Source organism: Oceanobacter sp. 1_MG-2023 (genome assembly GCF_030689025.1).
Classification (GTDB): Bacteria; Pseudomonadota; Gammaproteobacteria; order Pseudomonadales; family Oceanobacteraceae; genus Oceanobacter.
The window spans coordinates 38,598-57,601 of record NZ_JAUYWA010000006.1; the positions used below are offsets into that span (position 1 = coordinate 38,598).

A 19,004-nucleotide genomic window follows, 5' to 3' on the forward strand; every position below is an offset into this window, starting at 1 on the left:
CCGTCTGGTGTTATGAACGGTTTGAGCCTGCTTGATTCATCAGGCTGGTGACTTTATCCATCAGAATCTGTGACGCATTATCACTGAATTGCTGGCCTTCCTCTATGTACTCCCACACGGTGGCATCGTTCCGCCAGCCGCCCTGTTTCTTGATCAGTTCGAAGTCTATCCGTTCCCGCGCTGCGGATGTCGACAGGCCACGGCGAAAGCTATGACTACTGAGATCGGGAGCAAAATCAAACTGACACGCCTGCGCCAGTGACTTCAACAGCGTATTGATTGCCCCCGGATTCAGCTGCCGGGGTTGAATCTGATCCCAGCGGTTGATTGGACGAAACAGCGGCCCGCTGGTAATGCTGGCCACGTCCATCCATATTTTGATGGCGCTGGCCGGGCAGCAGCTGGCATCTCCAAACGGCAAGGCCCGTACCAGTCCGGTTGCTTGCTGGTCGGTTTTTGAACGCGGCAAGTGAATCAGTAACCCCTCTGGCTCCCAGGTCAGATCTTCAGCCTGGATGGCAACCAGTTCGCTGCGCCGGAAAGCACCAAAGAAGCCGGTCAGGACAATGGCGATATCCCGCCGCTGCCTCGGACTATCCGGTAAGCCTCTCAAATAGGACACCATCTGTGCAAGGTGCTCCAGCCGTAATGCCTTGGCCTTCTGTTTGGGGCGACCGTGGGTGCGGCGAATCCCCTCCATGATTTTCCGCACCAGTGGATCTCGTACCGGGTCGGTCATGCCCTGATAGTGGTGCCACTGACTGATAGCCGTCAGGTGTAAATCCAGGGTTCTGGGGTTAAGTACCACCGCTTTTGCCAGGAGGTAGCGAACCAGGGTGTTGTGATCGCAAGGCAGTCGACCGCCCCATTTTTCGAATTGCCGGATGGCCGATCGATACGCTTGCCGGGTGTTGTCGGAAGTTGCCTGGGACAAATAATGCTGTGCCGCGGCTTGAGACGCTGGAAGCGGAGGTGCTGGGACCAAGAGCGGCGTTTTGTTGGCATCCCCGGTTGTGGGGAGAGGATGGCTGATGAGGGTCTTGCTCATATGGTTTTCTCCCGTGAGATGTAACTGGCCTGCTGGGGGCTGTACCGCCGGTACAGGGCTGACAGGGTACCTATACTACTATAACCAACGATAACATTTATTATCGCTGGTTATATTTTTGAATTTTTATTTTTATATTTCCAGATAAATTATGTAATATTATGTGTTACGTAATACGATTTAAAATAACAGGACAGAAGCCGGAATGCGCCGCCTGAAGCAAGTACTTCAGCCAGCTGCCGAAAAGCCAGAGGTCCAGCCGCGCAAAGGCGGTAGCCAACAGAATTAATCGCACCAACATATCGGGGGATAAAAAACAGTGGGCAGAACAGGGGTGACATACCAGGATGTTGACCAGGCCGCGGCCGCCATTACCCAGGCAGGCACCGAGCCGACAGTGGATCGGGTGCGGGAGCATCTGGGCACCGGTAGCAAGAGCACTATCGCGCCATTACTCAAGCGTTGGCGTCAGCAGCGTGACGAACACAGCAACAGCGACGGATTGCCAGCCGAATTACTCCAGGCACTCAAGCTGGTGTATGCCCAGGCCCAGGCGCTGGCAGAGCAAAAGATCGAACAGATTGAAGCCGACACCCAGCAGCAGCTGCAAACCATGCAGGAAGAACTGGCCCAGGCTGTTGCGCTACAACAACAGACCAGCCTTGAAAACACCCAGCAGCAGGAACAGATAGAAAGACTCAAGGCTGAGCGCAAACAGCTCTCGCAAACCCTGGAGCAGCAAACCCTGAAGCTGGTGAAAAGCGATGCGACACTGGATGAAACTCGCCAGCAGCTGGTCGAATGCCGGGCAACCATCGCCGAATTACGCCAGGAAAATCGCGATATTCGCGACCATTTTGAACACTACCAGCAGCAAATGGCCAGCGATCGCCAGCAAGAGCGCGAGCAATTCCGGTTTTCATTACAACAACTGGAAGACCGACAGCAGGATTTGCAGCAACAGCTGAACGCTGCCAGCACCAAAAACAACCAGCTGGACACGCTCAATATCAGCCAGGCCCAACAGCTGGAGCAGCAATCCCTGGCAATGAGCCGATTAAAACAAGCACTGGCAGAAGCCAGCCGAGCGCAGCGGGAAGCTGACATTCACCTTGAGCACAGCCGCACAGCCATCGCGGACTTGCAGCAACAGAACGACACGCTGCAAGCATCACTCACCGCCAATAATCAGCAGCTGACCACAAGCCAGCATGAACAACAACGCTTGAGTCTGTTACTCGACAATGCAACACAGGCAGCGGCTGACAACCGGACGGAGTGCGACAGACTGGCCGAGGAAAACCGCCAACTGGCAGAAGCCAAAGCGATCAGCCTTGGTCAGATTCGCCAACTGGAGGCCCAGTTAGCCGGAATACAAGCAAGGTAACCAGAGAAAGCAGCCGGATGTCGGGGTTTTCGGGTACCGGACCGGGTTATTCCTAAACTTCCGATAATATCAATTATCGGAAATATAAGAGAGATCCAACCATAAAACCACAACCCTCTGGCCATTCAGAATCACCAATAATTGCCATTGTGTGACGATGCTTCATCTCTGCCATTCCAAAATGTATTTTGGCCACAGAAACCCACATCAAAGGCGCCATCCTCATGGCCTCACAAGCAAGCATGCGGTAGACTTCGCGCCGCTCGCGAGTGTTTGATAGCATCTGAATATCACACGCTCTGACGTCTGTCTTGTTTAAAAGCTCGGGATAAATATCACTATGTATGCAGTTGGCCAGCGTTGGATCAGCGAAGCTGAAACCGATCTCGGTTTGGGTCTTGTTCAAAGCGTCGATTTTCGTTCTGTTACTCTCTATTTCCCCTCCATTGACGATGTTCGCACTTACGCAAGCCACAATGCGCCGCTTACCCGGGTAATCTTCAAGGTCGGTGATGTCGTTCCACTTCAGGATGGCTCTGTTATCGAAGTGGATGATGTGGAGGTGATGGACGATATCGCTTTCTATTTCACCAAGGGTCGTTCGGTTTCTGAAATCCAGCTCAGTGGCGCCATTCAGCTAAACCAGCCGGCCGATCGCCTGTTTTCCGGCCAGATCGATAACAATAGCCTCTACGAATTGCGTCAGCTTTGCTTCCAGCAAATCACCAAATTACGCCAGCGGCCTTTCTATGGCTTGCTGGGTGCTCGTACCAGTCTGTTGCCACATCAGTTGTATATCGCTCAACAAGTCACCCAGGATTCCATTCCGCGGGTATTGCTTGCCGATGAAGTTGGTCTGGGCAAAACCATCGAAGCCGGCTTGATCTTGCACCGGCTATTGCTGCAGCAACGGATCCAGCGAGTATTGATACTGGTGCCGGATCACTTGTTGCACCAGTGGCTGGTCGAAATGATTCGCCGCTTCAACTTGCGCTTCAGCATCCTGCAGCAAGACGACATTGATGAAGCCATTGAAACGGGCAATACCGATTTGTTTGGTAACTCCCAGCTGCATTTGTGCCCGATGTCGATGGCCGATGAACCAGATGTCGCCGTGGCCATGATGAACACCGATTGGGACATGATTGTTGTTGACGAAGCGCATCACCTGACCTGGACACCGGAACATCAGGACCCGGCGTATCAGCTGGTCGAAGATCTGGCCGAAGCCAGTGCCGGCATCCTGTTGTTGACAGCAACACCGGAACAGCTTGGTATTGAAGGGCACTTTGCCCGTTTGCGCCTGCTGGACCCTGATCGTTACCCTTCCCTGGATCAGTTCCTTGCCGAGCAACAGGCCTACCAGCCCATTGCTGAATTGGCCGGTGCCCTGGCAGAAAACGAGCCGCTGAGTGCCGAGCAACAAGGCCAGTTGCAACAACTCTTGCCAGACCTGGCAACAGCACTGGAAGAAGACAAGGGCAACAACCGTTTGCTGGATGCCCTGATTGATCGTCGCGGCCCCGGCCGAGCCATGTTCCGGAATACCCGTCATGGTGTCTCTGGCTTCCCGGCTCGCGTCCCCCACCTGAATCAGCTGGCGATACCGGATTATGAAGCCGCGCCGGATGATATCAATGCCGTACTGTTCCCCGAACGGGGCCAGGCATTCTGGTGGCTGGATGACCCCCGGGTCAGTCACCTGCTGGAGCTGTTAAAACAAACGGGCAAGGCCAAAATGGTACTGATTTGCCATCACGCCAGCACAGTGCTCGACCTGGAAGCCTATCTGTGGGAAAAGCACGGCATGCAGGTGGCGGTATTCCATGAACATATGGATCTGGTTGAACGTGACCGTGCCGCTGCCTACTTCGCCGATCCGGAACAAGGCGCCCGCTTGCTGTTATGCTCGGAAATCGGCAGCGAAGGCCGCAACTTCCAGTTTGCCCATCAGTTGGTGTTGTTTGACTTGCCGTTTAACTGCGACCTGATTGAACAGCGCATTGGCCGTCTTGACCGTATTGGTCAGGCCAATGAAATCCAGATTCACAGCCTGGCCTTTGAACAACATGCCACTGGTCGTTGGCAACAGCTGTTGCATCAAGGGCTGGATGTATTTACCCAGCCTAACCCGGCGGCCCAGACACTGCTGGAACGTCATCGCGAAGCCGTGCACAACGCCGTATTGACCGGTGACGGCATGGAAGCGCTGGTCGCCACTCTCAGCAGTGAACGACTGGAACTGCAACAACAGCTTGAACAAGGCCGTGACCGCTTGCTGGAATTACATTCCTGCCACCCCAAACGTTCACGTTCGCTGGCTCGGGATATGACCATTACTCATATCGAAGATGAAGCAGAGCTGAATGATTTTATTGAGCTGTTTGCCGATGCGTTTGGTGTGGAAGTGGCCGATCTGGACAACGACTGCATTGCCCTCGCCCCTGGGGACCATATGCTGGTGCCAGATTTACCGTACCTGCCAGAAGATGGCTTTATGGCCACTACTCGCCGCGAAGTGGCACTGACTCGAGATGATGTCCAGTTCCTCAGCTGGGAACATCCATTTATCGATCAGGCTCTGGAGCTGGTTACCAGTGGCCCGATTGGCAACGCCTCCGTCGGCTACGTTGAGCAACATGACTATAAAACCGGCGACTGTTTTATACAGCTGCAGTTTGTGGCTTCCTGCCCGGCGCCCAAGCATTTACAGATCGAACGCTATTTGCCTGCGGATGCCATGCACCTGACCTTTACCCCCACCGGTGAACTGAAAGTGAATGAGCCGGATTTGGCCGGATTTGTCTTGCCGCTAAAACGCGGAACCGCCAAAGGCCTGGCGGAACAAAAGATGAACGAGGTCAAACCGCTGATCTACAAACTGGAGAAACTCGGCGGCGGTCAGCTGAATAAAATGATCCAGCGTGCCACCAACAAGGCCAACGAAGCCTTTGATGATCGCCTGCAGCGATTGCAGGCACTGGCGCAGCATAACCCCAATATCCCGGAACAGCTGATCAGCGATGTCCAGCAGGAACGGCAAGCGGTATTGGCCGCTATTGAAACAGCCCAGCTACAGATGGACAGCGTGCGATTGGTATTCTGCGGCTAAATGGTCGAAACCGGTGGGCACGGACAGTGCCACCGGCCCTTACGGTCTGTGCACCGCCTTCAGGCGGTGCCGATTCTGCGGGTACAGACTGCCGGATTAACGTGCCCGTGAGCGCATGGTGACAAACTCTTCTGCCGCTGTCGGGTGAATCCCGATGGTGCTGTCAAACACAGACTTGGTGGCACCTGCGTTGATTGCGACGGACAACCCTTGCATGATTTCACCGGCATCCGGCCCTACCATATGTACGCCCAATACCTTGTCGGTACTGGTTTGTACCAGCAGTTTCATGAATGAGCGCTCTGGCATGCCACTGATGGTGTGTTTCATCGGTCGGAAGCTGGACTCAAACACGCTGAGATCACCCGCAAATTGCTCTGCTGCGTCGTCTTCTGTCATGCCAACAGTAGCGATATTGGGCTGGCAGAAAACAGCGGTGGCGATATTGTCGTAAGACAGTGGCTGGGTGTCGCCATCAAACTGCTGGTTAACAAACTTCATGCCTTGCGCCAGCGCTACCGGCGTCAGAGCCGGTGTGCCGATTACGTCGCCCAGTGCGTAAATGCTGGGCACTGTGGTGCGGAAAAAGTCATCGGCAACAATGGTACCGTTGCGGCGGGTTTCCACGCCGAGGGCTTCCAGGTTCAAGCCGTCGGTCATCGGGCGGCGGCCGGTGGCGTACATCACGCAATCGGTAATCAGTGAGTCACCGTTGTTGAGTGTGCAGACCAGTTCGCCCTGCTCGTTTTTGCTGATCGATTGAATATCGGTCTGGGTGCGAATATGAACTCCCTTGCTGGCAATCTGCTCTGCGGCAAACTCTTGCACCCCGGAGTCAAAGCCTCGCAGGATTTGCTCGCCGCGATACAGCAGTTCGGTCTCGGCCCCGAGACCGTTAAAAATACCGGCAAATTCCACGGCGATATAACCACCGCCAACGACAACCACTCGCTTGGGAAATGTTTCCAGAAAGAAGGCTTCGTTTGAAGTGATCGCCAGTTCAGCACCGGGAACTTCGGGTTTGAACGGCCAGCCGCCGGTGGCAATCAGGATGCGCTCTGCGCGGTAGTCCTGACCATCGACGCTGACGGTATTGGCATCCTTGATGCTGGCGGTGCCGTTGATTGTTGTAACACCAGCATTACCGAGCATATTGCCGTAGATACCGTTCAATCGTTCAATTTCACGGGTTTTGTTGTCACGCAGTGTTGGCCAGTCGAAGCTCTTGAGTTCTCCTTCGATACCAAAGCCTTTGGCTTCAGCGAATTTATCAGCGTATTCGGAGGCATAAACAAACAGTTTTTTGGGTACACAACCGACATTGACACAAGTACCACCCAGGTAACGGTTTTCTACCACGGCGACTTTTGCCCCCTTGGCGGCCGCCATGCGTGAGGCGCGTACGCCACCAGAACCGGCACCAATAACCAACAAATCAAAATCAAATGACATAACGCTTCTCCGTGAGTGACCCGCTTATTCCAGCGCTGGTCGAATAACTGCGGTCGATGCTCTGAGTATCAGCGCCTGAGCGGCTCTTCCGCAATAAAATTTGGGCTATATGCTAGCCTGTTTGGCCCGGATTGCGAAACGGCCATAGCGATACGCTATAAAGCAGCAATAGAATAGTCATCCGCCACCGCCAGCCCCTCGACTACTCGTTTTCCAGCGTTGCCCGCACATCAACCCGGCCTGGCAAGTCGGAACTGTCGACGGTAATCTGACTCACGCGAATGCCGTGACGGATTTGCAGGGATTCGACCCAGGCGATGAACATATCGAATTCAATATTATCAAGCCAGATTCGAACCCCCTGCCCGTCCTGTTCATAGCGATCCAGTTGGATGCGGTCAGACCGTGCTGCTTGCGTGACCAGGGTCAGAATGGGGCCGGAGGATTTTTCCAGAGAGGCGCCACCAAATTTGCCGGCGTTCTCTGCAATCAGGTTGTAAACGTCCAGTTTTTTGTCCAGATCACGCTGTACGCGCTGGTTTTCCCGTAACAGCGGAGCAAATATCAGGACGTACACCAGCGCAGCCCCTAATAGCCAGGCCAGACCTCGCACGACCAGTCGGTCTCTGGCAGGCAAGGCACCGTACCAATTGCTGGCAGCTTGCACCTGAGGGATGGCTGTCAGGCGCTGGCGCATTTCGGTCAGTATCTCCGTATTCATGCGGACTCCCCTATTTTAAGACGACCCTTGACCTTTTTATCCTCATTGCTGGCAGATGCCACTTCGGCATCGAGACCACGCTCCGATAGGGCCTGGCGCAGAGTCTGTAACTCACTGAGGTTGCTGGCTTGCACCTCTATAATCAGCTCCTGCTGGCGTTCGTTATAACGCGCTGAGTCCAGCTTGATGGTTTTGAGGTTGACGGATTGAAACGCACTGGCGGTGGTATTGATCAGATACGCAAAACCATGATTGTTGCCATGACTGCCTTCGGCCAGTCGGCCGCGAAATTCCCGCTCCAGTGCCCGTATCCGCACCCCGGGGAATAGCTGTTTGTACAGCGCCAGACTTTGCTGATAAACATATTGGCTCTGATTGGCCAGCTGCCGGTTTTGCACATACAGCGTAACCGCCATGATCAGCAGGCAAGCAGTCGACAGTGATGCCAGAGGCCGCCACCAGGAGCGTGGCTTGTCTGCCTGGCCATGACGTACCTGAAACTGGCCAATCAGCATATTGACCGGGCGGGCATGGGTGGGTAACGCTGGTGAGTCGCTGGTCGCCGAAGAAATATCGATGCGCTCGAAGGCATCCGCAAATCCGGTCTCAATCGTAGTGCGCAACAGGTTGGCTTGATCCAGCCCCGATGCGTGAATGGTTAATACACCCAGGCCTTGCTGGTCTTCCAGTACGGATTCCAGCACCGGCATTATGGCAAACTCATTGACCCAGCCTTCGAATACTCCCGGCAGCTTGACCAGCCAGCCTTGATCCTGCCAAACGGCAATGGCTGCTTCCGGTAGCAGTTGGGTTTCCGGAATCAGTTCCCGCACTGTCAGATGTAAATGCTCTGCCTGTTCCAGCAGGCGCTCGACCAGATCACAGGCCGTTACGTAAGCCCGAGCCCGGACCCCCACTTTGCCTGCCGGTACAATCAGGTATTCACTGATATCGTTGATCAGGTTCTCTTCCAGCGCAAAAGGCAATGCCTGGGCCAGATGACGGCCTGAAACGCCCGGCAATTCGATCCAGTGACAGCTGTAATTGGCCGCTGACAGAATCATCCGCACCGGAGTCAGGTCGGGTTGGTCAGCAGCCCAGTCTTCCAGGTTGCAGGGCGGGACAGCATCATTGCTGGGATCGCTCACCAGCCATTGGGCATCGTGCCCCTGCCAGGTCACTTTGATTGTGTTCATGCTGTTTCTCGCTGCATATCACTTACGCTGGTTGAATTTAATAAATCAAGGGGTGGTATTGGGCAGCTCAGGCAAACGCCTGGCTTCCCGGCGGGAATAGTCCCGATACAAGGTACGGAAATTACCGCTATCGGCATCGCGCTTGAGTAAAAACTCACTGGTACCAAACCAGTCTCCACTGGTGCCGATATCCACTCGCCCAAATACTTCAAAATATTCCGATTTGACGGTGAAATCGCTTTCTGTCCATTTGCTGTCGTTGCTGTTACTGCTGCCCGACACAAAACCTTTCACTTCATCCAGATCCAGAAAATCACTGACACTGGCCAGCCCGCTATCACCTCGGGCAGATACAACCGCTTGTGCGTCCGTTATGGAAAAGTTGGCATCGAGGGCTGACATTACCAGTTCAGAGGCCGTGTTGATATTCAGCTGGGTCGTCACCGGCAAGCAGGTGACATAAGGCTCCAGGGCGTAATAAGTGTCGGTATCGACCCCTTCGAGCAGCATCAGATCGGAGGTGTGCTTACAGATTTGATAAGCAGGACGATAAGGCGGCTCCAGACTCATATAGTCATTTTCTACCTGGCTTTCGGCGTCCATCCAATCAGCCAGTCGCTCTGCAATCGTGACATCCAGCCCCAGGTCGTTAAGCAAGTTATACAGCCGCTGTTGCCACACGCTCTGATTACTGGCAGCCGGAGCCAGCCAGTTGAGATTGAATTTGCCCTGGGCATCCACCATCCGAATAAATACCTGGCCTTCGTCCATCGGAAACGTGCGGTCAATGGCCCACTCTTCCAAGCCATGATCAATATCCGGGTCGTTGTCCCAGTCCATATACAGGCCGCTGCGCACCACACTATCGATGCCATGCAAAAACGCTTGTGCCTGCTGGCGTGCCAACTGGGCCGTGGTACGTTGGATATCCTTGGCCTGACGCTCAATCAGTACGGTGGCCAAAACGCTGACCACAGCGAAAATCAGCAAGACAATCAACAGGGCAAGTCCGGATTGCTGGCGGCGCATCACAGTTCCTCACCATCATGTGCCAACGTCCAGAGCCGGGTTGCTTCACCGATGATCGGCAGGGTCATTTTCCAACGCATCCCCTGGGGGATAACCGATTCATCACTACCTTGTACAATGGGCCAGCTGTCGTACCAGGTTGAATCCGTGACTTCATCGTCGCTGTTGACGGTGTCGGCCAGTAGCGATATGTCCAGCTCCTCAATCTGGTCGAGCACCACCATGCTTCTTGGCTCGCTGTCGTAACTGCGATCCAGTACCGACCAGACATAGCGCACCAGACACTCGCCTTCTGGTTCTTCTATCCCCCAGTCGGCCAGACGCCGCCGGGCGGCTTCGCAGGCATCACTATCGATGCTTTCCAGTTGATAGGCGATACGCTGCAGCTCTGAACGCGGGTCCTCAACACCGGGGCGATTACGCCAGCCGGTACGGGTTAATTCGAGCAGGTAATCCCCGTCATCCAGCAGGAGAGCATCCTGTTCATCGCCATAGGCATCCAGAATGGGACGATTGATAAACTGCTCAATATCACGACTGACAATGGCATTCAGCCGCTGCAGTGCAATCATCTGGTCCGACCGGACTTCGGTTGAATCACGGGCAACAATAATGGTGTGCAGCAATTGCACGGAGCCAACACTGATGGATGCCGTAATGGCGACGGCGACAATAACCTCCAGCAGGGTGAAGCCCTGATAGCGCGTCATCCGTGTTCACCCATAATGGTTGCCAGACTGACGAGGATATAGTCGGGTTCATTTTCGAGTGATACATCAACGGTTACCCGTACAACTCCGGGCCAGCTGGTTGATATCACGGTCGTCAGGGTTTGCCATTCGCGGGATGCCATATCAACGGTGTCCCGAGTGGTACCAACCTTGGGGGTTTCGTGACTGAGGCGAATTTCGGCGAGGCGATTTTCAGCCACCCAGGATGCCATGGTCTTGTTTTCCAGCGTCAGCAAGGTGTCGGCGGCCTGACTGGTGGTGCCACTGATAACGATGGCAATGGAAGCAAAAATAGTCAGTGCGATCATCACTTCGAGCAGCGTAAAACCATCGGCCCGCCGGCAGGCATTGAAGGTATTATTGCTCATATCGAACCACCTCTTTCCACACCGGATTGAAGCCATCGCCATGAATCACAAAGGCAAAGCTGTTGTCGGCGTCATGGGTAATGGTGAGTTCAAAGGCGGTGTACTCTTCTGATGACAGAAATTGCAATGCGGGTAATGGGCCTTCGTCGTTGTCCAGCAGCTCTTCAAAGTCGACATCGTCATCATCTATCACCAACGCCATGACCATACCTTCCGGCACGGTTGGCGCATTCAGGGATGCACTGGAATACGCTTGCCAGGGGTTTTTATCGATATCACTGAGCTCTTCCACTGACAGCGTGCCCTTGGCGGCCTGCTGACGAACGTCTTGCCACGACAACAGCATCAGCTCGTCCCGGTCCATGGCCAGGCCAAGGTCCAGGTTGCGATAGGCGGCTTCTTCACGGTAGAGGTTCATGGCGATTACCAGAGTTGTGGCAAAACGCCCGGTTTCATCCTGAATCTGGGTGTCGCTGGCATTCAGGTTAACCAGCGACAACAAGCCGCCAATAATCATCAGCACAACCAGCAATTCGAGCAGAGTGAATCCTCTTTGCGGGAGCGGGCGCTGGGCTGGTAATGTCATGGGGCGAAAGGATGTCAACACAGATGTCCATCTGCCGGGTCACCCCGGCAGTCAGTAGCTTGTTATTCGGGGTAGGAAATGTCGGCGTATTCAGCTTCGCCGCCTTCCTGGCCATCAGCGCCCAGCGAAACAATTTCGTACTGCCCTTTTTCCAGGTAGTACAGAAACTCATTACCCCAGGCATCGGTTGGTACGCTGTTGCCTTTCAGGTAACCACTGCTGCGGTAGTTTTTGGGTACTGGAGACGATGACGGCTTGCTGATCAGTGCCTCGAGGCCCTGTTCGGTGGTTGGGTAGGTGAAATTATCGAGTTTGTACATATCCAGCGCGCCTTCTATCAGCTTCATCTGGCTTTTGGTGGTCTTGACCTGGGCATCGGTAGCGGAACCAATAATATTGGTGGCGACCAGCGCCATGATGCTACCAATAATGGCCAGTACAACCATCACTTCCAACAGGGTAAAGCCTTGTACGCGCTTGCGGGTTTGCATGTGTTTCTCCTAACGAACCATGTTTTGCAATTCAAGAATGGGCATCATGATAGCGGCAACAATCAGGGCAACAATCGCCCCCATGGTAAGCAGCATCATGGGCTCAAAGATTTTGACCATCGCTGAGACTGTATTTTCCAGCGTAGTTTCCTGCTGCTGCGCTGTTTTTGCCAGCATGGCATCGAGTTCACCACTGTTTTCACCGCTGGCGATCATATGCAGCATGATGGGGGCAAAGTAGCCGGTGTGATCCAGCGACTTGTGCAGGCTCCCGCCTTCGCTGACTTCCAGCGTGGCTTCGGTCAATGCTTTTTTGATCGGTATATTGTCGACGACCTGACTGGCAATACGCATGGCGTCAACCAGGGGAACCCCGGAGCTGGTCAGAATCGCCAGCGTGCTGCCAAAACGGGCGGTATTGGCGTCCTTGGCAAAACCACCGATGCCCGGTACGGCAAGCATGAAACGGTGATATTTTTCACGGAATGCCGGACTTCTCATAGCCTGGCCAAACAGTACCGCCACCGCCACCACCGCCAGTAAAATATACAGTCCGAAGTCGGTAATCAAATGACTGAGATCGAGCATGAACTGGGTCAGTCCGGGCAGTTCCTGACCGTTTTTAACAAATACATCAACAATGTCAGGTACGACGTACGTCAGCAGGCCAACCACAATCCCGATTGCCACGATACTGAGAATGATCGGATACATGGCGGCCAGCTTGATCTTCTGATCTGCCGACTGCCGCGCTTCCGTGTAATCTGCCAGCCGGTTTAACACGCCGTCCAGATGCCCGGCATGTTCACCGGCACTGACCGTCGAGCGGTACAGGTGCGGAAAGGCTCGCGGGTATTCGGCCAAGGCCTTGGCCAGCGTGTAACCTTCCAGAACCTTGGCCCTGATGGCGAGGATCATGGCCTTGATCTTGGCTTTGCCGGTTTGCTCAGACAACGCCCGCAAGGCTTCATCGATAGGCAGGCCGGCACCAATCAGGGTTGCCAGTTGGCGTGTAAGCAGTGCCAGGTCTGGTACGGACATGCCGGGGCCGCGACCACCGGAGCTGTGCTTCTGTTTGACGCTGGTGGATTCCACCGATAACGGCATCCAGCCTTTGTCGCGCAGCTTCTGCCGCACCTGTCGGGCACTGTCAGCTTCCAGCACACCTTTCAGCTGCTTGCCCTTGGCATCAAGCGCCTGGTAAAGAAATGCAGCCATAATTATCCCTTGGCAACCCGCAGCAGCTCTTCAATGGTTGTGCTGCCGCCCAGTACCTTGCGAATGCCATCCTGGGTGATGCTGGGACCAAGACGACGGGCGTGAGCGGTCATGGCCTGCTCCCCTGCCCGGTCATGGATCAGGGTTTTCAGGCCTTCATCAACTTCAATGATTTCGTAAATCCCCTGACGACCGCGATAACCCAGCTGGTTGCATTTGTCACAGCCTTTGGCGTGGAATATTTCCGGAGGCTGATCAGGATCGACGCCGAGCAACTCGCATTCACTGGCATTGGCAATTGCCGGTACCTTGCAGTCATCACAAAGCACCCGGACCAGTCGCTGGGCCAATACGCCCACCAGACTGGAGGATAACAGGAATGACTCAACCCCCATGTCTTGCAAGCGGGTAATCGCACCAATAGCCGTATTGGTGTGCAGTGTGGACAACACCAAGTGACCGGTCAGAGAAGCCTGAATGGCAATCTCAACGGTTTCGAGATCCCGGATCTCACCAATCATGACCACGTCGGGATCTTGACGCAAAATGGCCCGCAAGCCTTTGGCAAAGGTCATTTCAACCTTGGCATTAACCTGGGTCTGACCAATGCCGGGCAAGCTGTATTCGATCGGATCTTCTACGGTCAGGATGTTACGACTGGTGTCGTTAAGGTCACTGAGGGCGCCATACAGCGTGGTGGTTTTACCGGAACCGGTTGGGCCGGTCACCAGAATAATTCCGTGAGGTCGGCTGATGATATTACGCATGGTGCGTAAATCACGTTCCGACATGCCGAGCTGAGAAAGACTCAAGCGCCCGGCTTTTTTATCGAGCAAACGCATCACCACCCGTTCGCCGTGGCTGGATGGCATGGTCGATACCCGAACATCCACTTCCCGTCCACCGATCCGCAGGGCGATACGGCCATCTTGTGGCACCCGTTTTTCCGCGATATCCAGCTTGGCCATGACTTTGATTCGAGAGACAAGCAAGGCGGCCAGAGCCCGCTTGGGCTGCACCACTTCGCGTAACACGCCATCAATGCGAAAGCGCACCACCAGGCGTTTTTCGTAGGTTTCGACATGGATATCCGAAGCATTTTCCTTGATTGCTTCGGTCAGCAAGGCATTGATCAGCCGGATAATCGGCGCGTCACCGTCCTGCTCCAGCAAATCTTCGGTTTCAGGAACGGAATCAGCCAGACTGGCGAGATCCATTTCATCGCCGAGGCCTTCCACCATTTCCATGGCTTCTGATGAGTCGGTCTGATAAGACAGCCCCAGGCGGCGATCAAATTCGTCGTCGGCCACACCTTCGAGCCGAAATGGCAAAGACAGGAAGCGCTGCACTTCCATAATGGCTTCTGCACTGACCGGCACCCGGTGTACCACCTTGAGCCCATCGGCAGCCCCTTCAACCAGCACACCAAAACGCTTGGCAAAACCGAAAGGCACGCGAGTAGCCAGCCCGGTGGAGCTATTGTTCTGGTCATTTGCCGTCGGGGTCGACGGGTCAATCAATATCGCTTCAGCACGGTCTTCGGGTTGATCTTGTACAAGGGTAGAACTCATGAATTATCCAACGTTGCGACCAAGATAAGTGGACCCAAGACTCCGTAAAACGGAGCACCTGGATCACACACCGACAATGGCCGTCAATAATAACCGGCTGTCTGCACAGCTTTCTGATAACAATAATACCTGACGGTCAACAATACAGACTCGCTGGTCACCCGGCACATCACTATCGACCCATGCATCATACTGATGGTTCGGTGGCTCCGACACTCCATCGGTAAAGTATTGCGACAAAACCGTCCGTAAATGCACTTCTTTTCGACAATACGACACTGGGGCGCAGCTTATGTCTATTTAATGACAAATCGGTGACACAAAAAAGCCCGGACTGAGCCGGGCCTTTTTAACGCCTTGATGTTAAACGAGTTTGTCCAGCTCTGGAACAGCATCAAAGAGGTCCGCAACCAGTCCGTAATCCGCTACCTGGAAAATCGGTGCTTCTTCGTCCTTGTTGATGGCCACAATCACCTTGGAGTCTTTCATGCCAGCCAGATGCTGGATTGCACCGGAGATACCAACAGCAATATACAGCTCTGGCGCAACGATTTTACCTGTTTGACCAACTTGCAGGTCATTAGGAACAAAACCGGCATCTACCGCTGCACGGGAAGCGCCGACTGCCGCTCCCATCTTGTCTGCCATATCAAACAGCATGGCAAAATTATCGCCATTTTGCATACCGCGACCACCGGCAACCACAACCTTGGCAGCTGTCAGTTCCGGACGATCGGATTTGGCCAACTCTTCACTCAAAAATACGCTTTTGCCGTAGGCGCTGACAAAATCAACAGCTTCGATAGTTGCTGAGCCACCGGTTGCGGCAACCGCATCGAAGCCAGTCGCACGAATCGTCAGTACCTTGATGGCATCGTTGCTCTGATACGTTGCCACAGCGTTACCGGCATACACCGGGCGTGAGAATGTATCAGCAGCAACCACTTCAATCACGTCGGACAACATATTGACGCCCAGCAGCGCTGCAGCACGAGGCAACAGGTCTTTGCCTGTGGTCGTGGCGGGTGCCAGAATATGGCTGTAACCTGTGCCTATGTTGGCAACCAGATCCCCCATGACTTCGCCCAGCTGGTGTTCATATACGGCGTTGTCCGCAACCAGCACCTTGGCGACCCCAGCGACTGCCGCTGCAGCATCCACGACAGTCTGACAACCAGAACCTGCAACCAGTACGTCAACATCACCGCCAATTTCAGCAGCGGCGGCGAGAACGTTCAGCGTAGCGCCTTTCAGGGTAGCGTTATCATGTTCCGCTATTACCAGAATACTCATTTCATTGACTCCTGTTTACAGCACTTTCGCTTCGTTCTTCAGTTTTTCGACCAGCTCTGCAACATCGGCCACCTTGATACCTGCCTGACGCTCTGCTGGTGGAACCACCTTCAGCAACGTCTGGGTTGACTCCATGGTGACGCCGAGATCTGCCGGTGTCATGATGGCCAACGGCTTACGCTTGGCTTTCATAATGTTTGGCAGGGTCGCATAACGGGGTTCGTTCAGACGCAGATCGGTGGTAACAATGGCGGGCAATTCAAGAGTGACAATACGCAAGCCACCGTCGACTTCCCGGGTTACCTTGACCTTGTCGCCGTCAATCGCAACATCAGAAGCAAAAGTACCTTGTGCCATACCGGTCAGAGCACCCAGCATCTGGCCAGTCTGATTGTTATCGCTGTCGATGGTTTGCTTGCCCATCAATATCAGTTGAGGCTCTTCTTTTTCGACTACCGCTTGCAGCAAGCGAGCAACAGTCAGTGATTCCAGTTTGTCTTCAGTTTCTATAAGAATGCCGCGATCAGCACCGAGAGCCATGGAAGTACGAATCTGCTCTTGTGCTACTTTAGGGCCAATGGAAACAACGACAATTTCGCTGGCGATGCCCTTTTCTTTCAGACGTACCGCTTCTTCAACAGCGATTTCGCAGAACGGGTTCATGGCCATTTTGACGTTATTCAGATCAACATCCGTATTATCCGGCTTGACGCGTACCTTGACGTTATAGTCGATGACGCGCTTTACAGCGACGAGAACCTTCATAGATTCCTCTTATCTTCAAATGATTGAAATTTTACCCCGATTTACCCAGTGGCGCGGTGATTCGGCGCTACTTTTCGGGGGCTTCAGACCAGAAGAATTATTCTGGACTTTTACCTTTACGTCAATAGTGATGCTTGTTTGTTTCCAAAACGGCAGCATTCCCGAGCGATGCGGTTGCCTGAAACAGGCACGAACGTATAATGCTGCACCTCTATAAAGCGCTTTCTTAGTAGTTTGCTGATTATCACCAAAAAATCAAACCCGAATAGCACAGCCGTGGCCAATAACTCTAACCGTTAACAGGAGAGATCCGTATGGACCGTGATGTAATGGAGTATGACGTTGTAATTGTCGGCGCAGGCCCAGCGGGCCTCGCAGCGGCTTGCCGCATCAAGCAAGTCGCCAACGAAGCAGGCAACGAGATTTCGGTCTGCCTGGTTGAAAAAGGTTCCGAAGTCGGTGCCCATATCTTGTCTGGTGCGGTTATTGAAGACCGGGCGCTGACGGAGTTGTTCCCGGACTGGAAGGAAAACAATGCCCCTCTCACGACCAAGGTTGCCAGGGATGAAGTGTATTTTCTGCTTGGCGACAGCAAGTCGATACAGGCCCCTGGCTGGGCTGTGCCCAAACCGATGCATAACCACGGCAACTATATAGGTAGCGTTGGCAATTTGTGTCGCTGGCTGGGTCAGCAGGCAGAAGAACTCGGCGTTGAAATCTATCCGGGCTTCCCGGCGGCAGAAGTATTGCTTGAAGATGGGGTGGTCAAGGGTGTGATTACCGGGGATATGGGCGTGGATGCCGAGGGCAATCCCAAGGACAGTTACACTCCGGGAATGGAACTACGGGCCCGCTACACCCTGTTTGCAGAGGGGTGTCGTGGCCATTTGGGCAAGCGCCTGATCAATGAATATCAACTGGATGCTGGCAAGGACCCTCAGCATTACGGAATCGGCATCAAGGAATTGTGGGATATCGATCCTGCCAGGCACCAGCCTGGACTGGTGATGCACGGTACTGGCTGGCCACTGAACGAATCATCTTCATCGGGTGGTTTTTTTCTCTACCATGGGGATGACGGTCAGGTCATGGTTGGGCTGATTACCGATCTTTCCTATTCCAACCCTTATGTCAGCCCTTATGATGAATTCCAGCGTCTGAAACACCACCCTGCCATCGCACAGTATCTGGAAGGTGGCAAACGGGTGTCTTATGGTGCACGGGCCATCACCAAGGGAGGACTGAACTGCCTGCCCAAAATGACCTTTCCGGGTGGTTTGCTGATCGGCTGTGACGCCGGAACGCTGAATTTTGCCAAAATCAAAGGCGTTCATACTGCCATGAAAAGCGGCATGATTGCTGCCGAGACAGTGATTGCCGCTATCGCGGCTGATCGTTGTCACGACGAGCTGACGGAATTCACCACCGCCTTTGAGAGCAGCTGGGCCTGGCAAGAGCTGCAACGCAGCCGCAACTTTGGCCCCGCGCTTCACAAGCTGGGGACTCTGGGCGGGGCTGCTTTCAACTTTATTGATCAGAATATTCTGGCCATGCCGGTCACACTGCACGACACCACGCCAGACTACGACACTCTGCGGGCTGCCTCTGAATGCAAACCGATCATCTACCCCAAGCCAGATGGCAAATTAAGCTTCAGCAAACTGGATTCCGTGTTTATCGGCAATGTTAACCACGCCGAAGACCAGCCTTGCCATCTGAAGCTGGCCGATGCTGAAATTCCTCTGGAGATCAATCTGGTGCAGTGGGATGAGCCGGCTCAACGTTATTGCCCTGCGGGTGTTTACGAAATCACGGAAGACGAGCAAGGCAAGCACTTCCAGATCAATTCGCAAAATTGTGTTCACTGCAAAACCTGCGATATCAAGGATCCGTCCCAGAATATTGAATGGGTGACTCCAGAAGGGAGTGGTGGCCCGAACTATCCCAATATGTAATCCATCCTGAATGAAAAACAAAAAAGCCCGCAATCAATGCGGGCTTTTTTATCAACAACCAAATGGCTAATCAAATAGCCG

General features: G+C 53.9%; 17 protein-coding genes. 3 read left to right on the top strand and 14 right to left on the bottom strand.

What is annotated here, in order from left to right:
* Nucleotides 1-10: 10 nt before the first annotated feature.
* Nucleotides 11-1,048 carry a site-specific integrase gene (locus Q8W22_RS05885; protein ID WP_305451804.1) on the bottom strand — a complete coding sequence of 346 codons (1,038 nt, stop codon included), beginning with the start codon at nucleotides 1,046-1,048 and terminating at the stop codon, nucleotides 11-13.
* A gap of 334 nt (nucleotides 1,049-1,382) precedes the next feature.
* On the opposite strand from Q8W22_RS05885, the gene Q8W22_RS05890 reads away from it, so the two are divergent.
* Together Q8W22_RS05890 and rapA are read left to right on the top strand one after the other, a co-directional pair.
* Nucleotides 1,383-2,435 (top strand): DNA-binding protein, encoded by a 1,053-nt coding sequence (locus tag Q8W22_RS05890; protein ID WP_305451805.1) that lies wholly within the window; start codon nucleotides 1,383-1,385, stop codon nucleotides 2,433-2,435.
* 340 nt (nucleotides 2,436-2,775) lie between these two features.
* Nucleotides 2,776-5,547, top strand: a complete 2,772-nt coding sequence (gene rapA / locus Q8W22_RS05895; RefSeq protein ID WP_305451806.1) for an RNA polymerase-associated protein RapA — start codon at nucleotides 2,776-2,778, stop codon at nucleotides 5,545-5,547.
* Nucleotides 5,548-5,643: 96 nt separating this feature from the next.
* On the opposite strand, the gene gorA is transcribed toward rapA, so the two are convergent.
* The 13 genes from gorA to Q8W22_RS05960 form a co-directional block, all read right to left on the bottom strand.
* Nucleotides 5,644-6,999: a glutathione-disulfide reductase gene (gene gorA, locus Q8W22_RS05900; RefSeq protein WP_303431604.1), complete on the bottom strand. Its 1,356-nt coding sequence runs from the start codon at nucleotides 6,997-6,999 to the stop codon at nucleotides 5,644-5,646.
* 202 nt (nucleotides 7,000-7,201) lie between these two features.
* Complete coding sequence (gene gspM / locus Q8W22_RS05905; RefSeq protein ID WP_303431605.1) at nucleotides 7,202-7,720, bottom strand: type II secretion system protein GspM; 519 nt, start codon at nucleotides 7,718-7,720, stop codon at nucleotides 7,202-7,204.
* Nucleotides 7,717-8,916, bottom strand: coding sequence for a type II secretion system protein GspL (gspL, locus tag Q8W22_RS05910; RefSeq protein ID WP_305451807.1), 1,200 nt, complete (start codon nucleotides 8,914-8,916; stop codon nucleotides 7,717-7,719). Before gspL ends, gspM begins: the two co-directional genes overlap by 4 nt.
* A 45-nt stretch (nucleotides 8,917-8,961) precedes the next feature.
* Complete coding sequence (gene gspK / locus Q8W22_RS05915) at nucleotides 8,962-9,945, bottom strand: type II secretion system minor pseudopilin GspK (RefSeq protein ID WP_305451808.1); 984 nt, start codon at nucleotides 9,943-9,945, stop codon at nucleotides 8,962-8,964.
* On the bottom strand, nucleotides 9,945-10,655 hold the full coding sequence (gene gspJ / locus Q8W22_RS05920; protein ID WP_305451809.1) for a type II secretion system minor pseudopilin GspJ: 711 nt from the start codon (nucleotides 10,653-10,655) through the stop codon (nucleotides 9,945-9,947). The genes gspK and gspJ overlap by 1 nt, the downstream gene beginning before the upstream one ends.
* Nucleotides 10,652-11,044 carry a type II secretion system minor pseudopilin GspI gene (gspI, locus tag Q8W22_RS05925; protein WP_305451810.1) on the bottom strand — a complete coding sequence of 131 codons (393 nt, stop codon included), beginning with the start codon at nucleotides 11,042-11,044 and terminating at the stop codon, nucleotides 10,652-10,654. Before gspI ends, gspJ begins: the two co-directional genes overlap by 4 nt.
* The gene (gene gspH, locus Q8W22_RS05930; protein WP_305451811.1) at nucleotides 11,034-11,648 is read right to left on the bottom strand and encodes a type II secretion system minor pseudopilin GspH; all 615 of its coding nucleotides are present in this window, start codon (nucleotides 11,646-11,648) and stop codon (nucleotides 11,034-11,036) included. Before gspH ends, gspI begins: the two co-directional genes overlap by 11 nt.
* A gap of 44 nt (nucleotides 11,649-11,692) precedes the next feature.
* Complete coding sequence (gene gspG, locus Q8W22_RS05935) at nucleotides 11,693-12,121, bottom strand: type II secretion system major pseudopilin GspG (protein ID WP_303431612.1); 429 nt, start codon at nucleotides 12,119-12,121, stop codon at nucleotides 11,693-11,695.
* 9 nt (nucleotides 12,122-12,130) lie between these two features.
* Nucleotides 12,131-13,339: a type II secretion system inner membrane protein GspF gene (gspF, locus tag Q8W22_RS05940; protein ID WP_303431614.1), complete on the bottom strand. Its 1,209-nt coding sequence runs from the start codon at nucleotides 13,337-13,339 to the stop codon at nucleotides 12,131-12,133.
* Between the two features lie 2 nt (nucleotides 13,340-13,341).
* Nucleotides 13,342-14,910 carry a type II secretion system ATPase GspE gene (gspE, locus tag Q8W22_RS05945; RefSeq protein WP_305413276.1) on the bottom strand — a complete coding sequence of 523 codons (1,569 nt, stop codon included), beginning with the start codon at nucleotides 14,908-14,910 and terminating at the stop codon, nucleotides 13,342-13,344.
* Nucleotides 14,911-14,973: 63 nt separating this feature from the next.
* Nucleotides 14,974-15,189 carry a hypothetical protein gene (locus Q8W22_RS05950; protein WP_303431616.1) on the bottom strand — a complete coding sequence of 72 codons (216 nt, stop codon included), beginning with the start codon at nucleotides 15,187-15,189 and terminating at the stop codon, nucleotides 14,974-14,976.
* A gap of 84 nt (nucleotides 15,190-15,273) precedes the next feature.
* A complete protein-coding gene (locus Q8W22_RS05955) occupies nucleotides 15,274-16,203 on the bottom strand; it encodes an FAD-binding protein (protein ID WP_305451812.1) in 930 nt (309 codons plus the stop codon).
* A gap of 15 nt (nucleotides 16,204-16,218) precedes the next feature.
* A complete protein-coding gene (locus tag Q8W22_RS05960) occupies nucleotides 16,219-16,968 on the bottom strand; it encodes an electron transfer flavoprotein subunit beta/FixA family protein (RefSeq protein WP_303431618.1) in 750 nt (249 codons plus the stop codon).
* A 314-nt stretch (nucleotides 16,969-17,282) separates the two neighbouring features.
* On the opposite strand from Q8W22_RS05960, the gene Q8W22_RS05965 reads away from it, so the two are divergent.
* Nucleotides 17,283-18,923 carry an electron transfer flavoprotein-ubiquinone oxidoreductase gene (locus tag Q8W22_RS05965; protein WP_303431619.1) on the top strand — a complete coding sequence of 547 codons (1,641 nt, stop codon included), beginning with the start codon at nucleotides 17,283-17,285 and terminating at the stop codon, nucleotides 18,921-18,923.
* The last annotated feature ends 81 nt before the right edge of the window (nucleotides 18,924-19,004 follow it).

Coding starts and splice junctions, on each gene's coding strand:
- rapA (WP_305451806.1), top strand. CDS start 2,776: ATGTATGCAGTTGGCCAGCGTTGGATCAGCGAAGCTGAAACCGATCTC.
- Q8W22_RS05885 (WP_305451804.1), bottom strand. CDS start 1,048: ATGAGCAAGACCCTCATCAGCCATCCTCTCCCCACAACCGGGGATGCC.
- Q8W22_RS05955 (WP_305451812.1), bottom strand. CDS start 16,203: ATGAGTATTCTGGTAATAGCGGAACATGATAACGCTACCCTGAAAGGC.
- gspM (WP_303431605.1), bottom strand. CDS start 7,720: ATGAATACGGAGATACTGACCGAAATGCGCCAGCGCCTGACAGCCATC.
- gspK (WP_305451808.1), bottom strand. CDS start 9,945: ATGCGCCGCCAGCAATCCGGACTTGCCCTGTTGATTGTCTTGCTGATT.
- Q8W22_RS05960 (WP_303431618.1), bottom strand. CDS start 16,968: ATGAAGGTTCTCGTCGCTGTAAAGCGCGTCATCGACTATAACGTCAAG.
- gspG (WP_303431612.1), bottom strand. CDS start 12,121: ATGCAAACCCGCAAGCGCGTACAAGGCTTTACCCTGTTGGAAGTGATG.
- Q8W22_RS05965 (WP_303431619.1), top strand. CDS start 17,283: ATGGACCGTGATGTAATGGAGTATGACGTTGTAATTGTCGGCGCAGGC.
- gspF (WP_303431614.1), bottom strand. CDS start 13,339: ATGGCTGCATTTCTTTACCAGGCGCTTGATGCCAAGGGCAAGCAGCTG.
- gorA (WP_303431604.1), bottom strand. CDS start 6,999: ATGTCATTTGATTTTGATTTGTTGGTTATTGGTGCCGGTTCTGGTGGC.
- gspE (WP_305413276.1), bottom strand. CDS start 14,910: ATGAGTTCTACCCTTGTACAAGATCAACCCGAAGACCGTGCTGAAGCG.
- gspJ (WP_305451809.1), bottom strand. CDS start 10,655: ATGACGCGCTATCAGGGCTTCACCCTGCTGGAGGTTATTGTCGCCGTC.
- gspI (WP_305451810.1), bottom strand. CDS start 11,044: ATGAGCAATAATACCTTCAATGCCTGCCGGCGGGCCGATGGTTTTACG.
- gspL (WP_305451807.1), bottom strand. CDS start 8,916: ATGAACACAATCAAAGTGACCTGGCAGGGGCACGATGCCCAATGGCTG.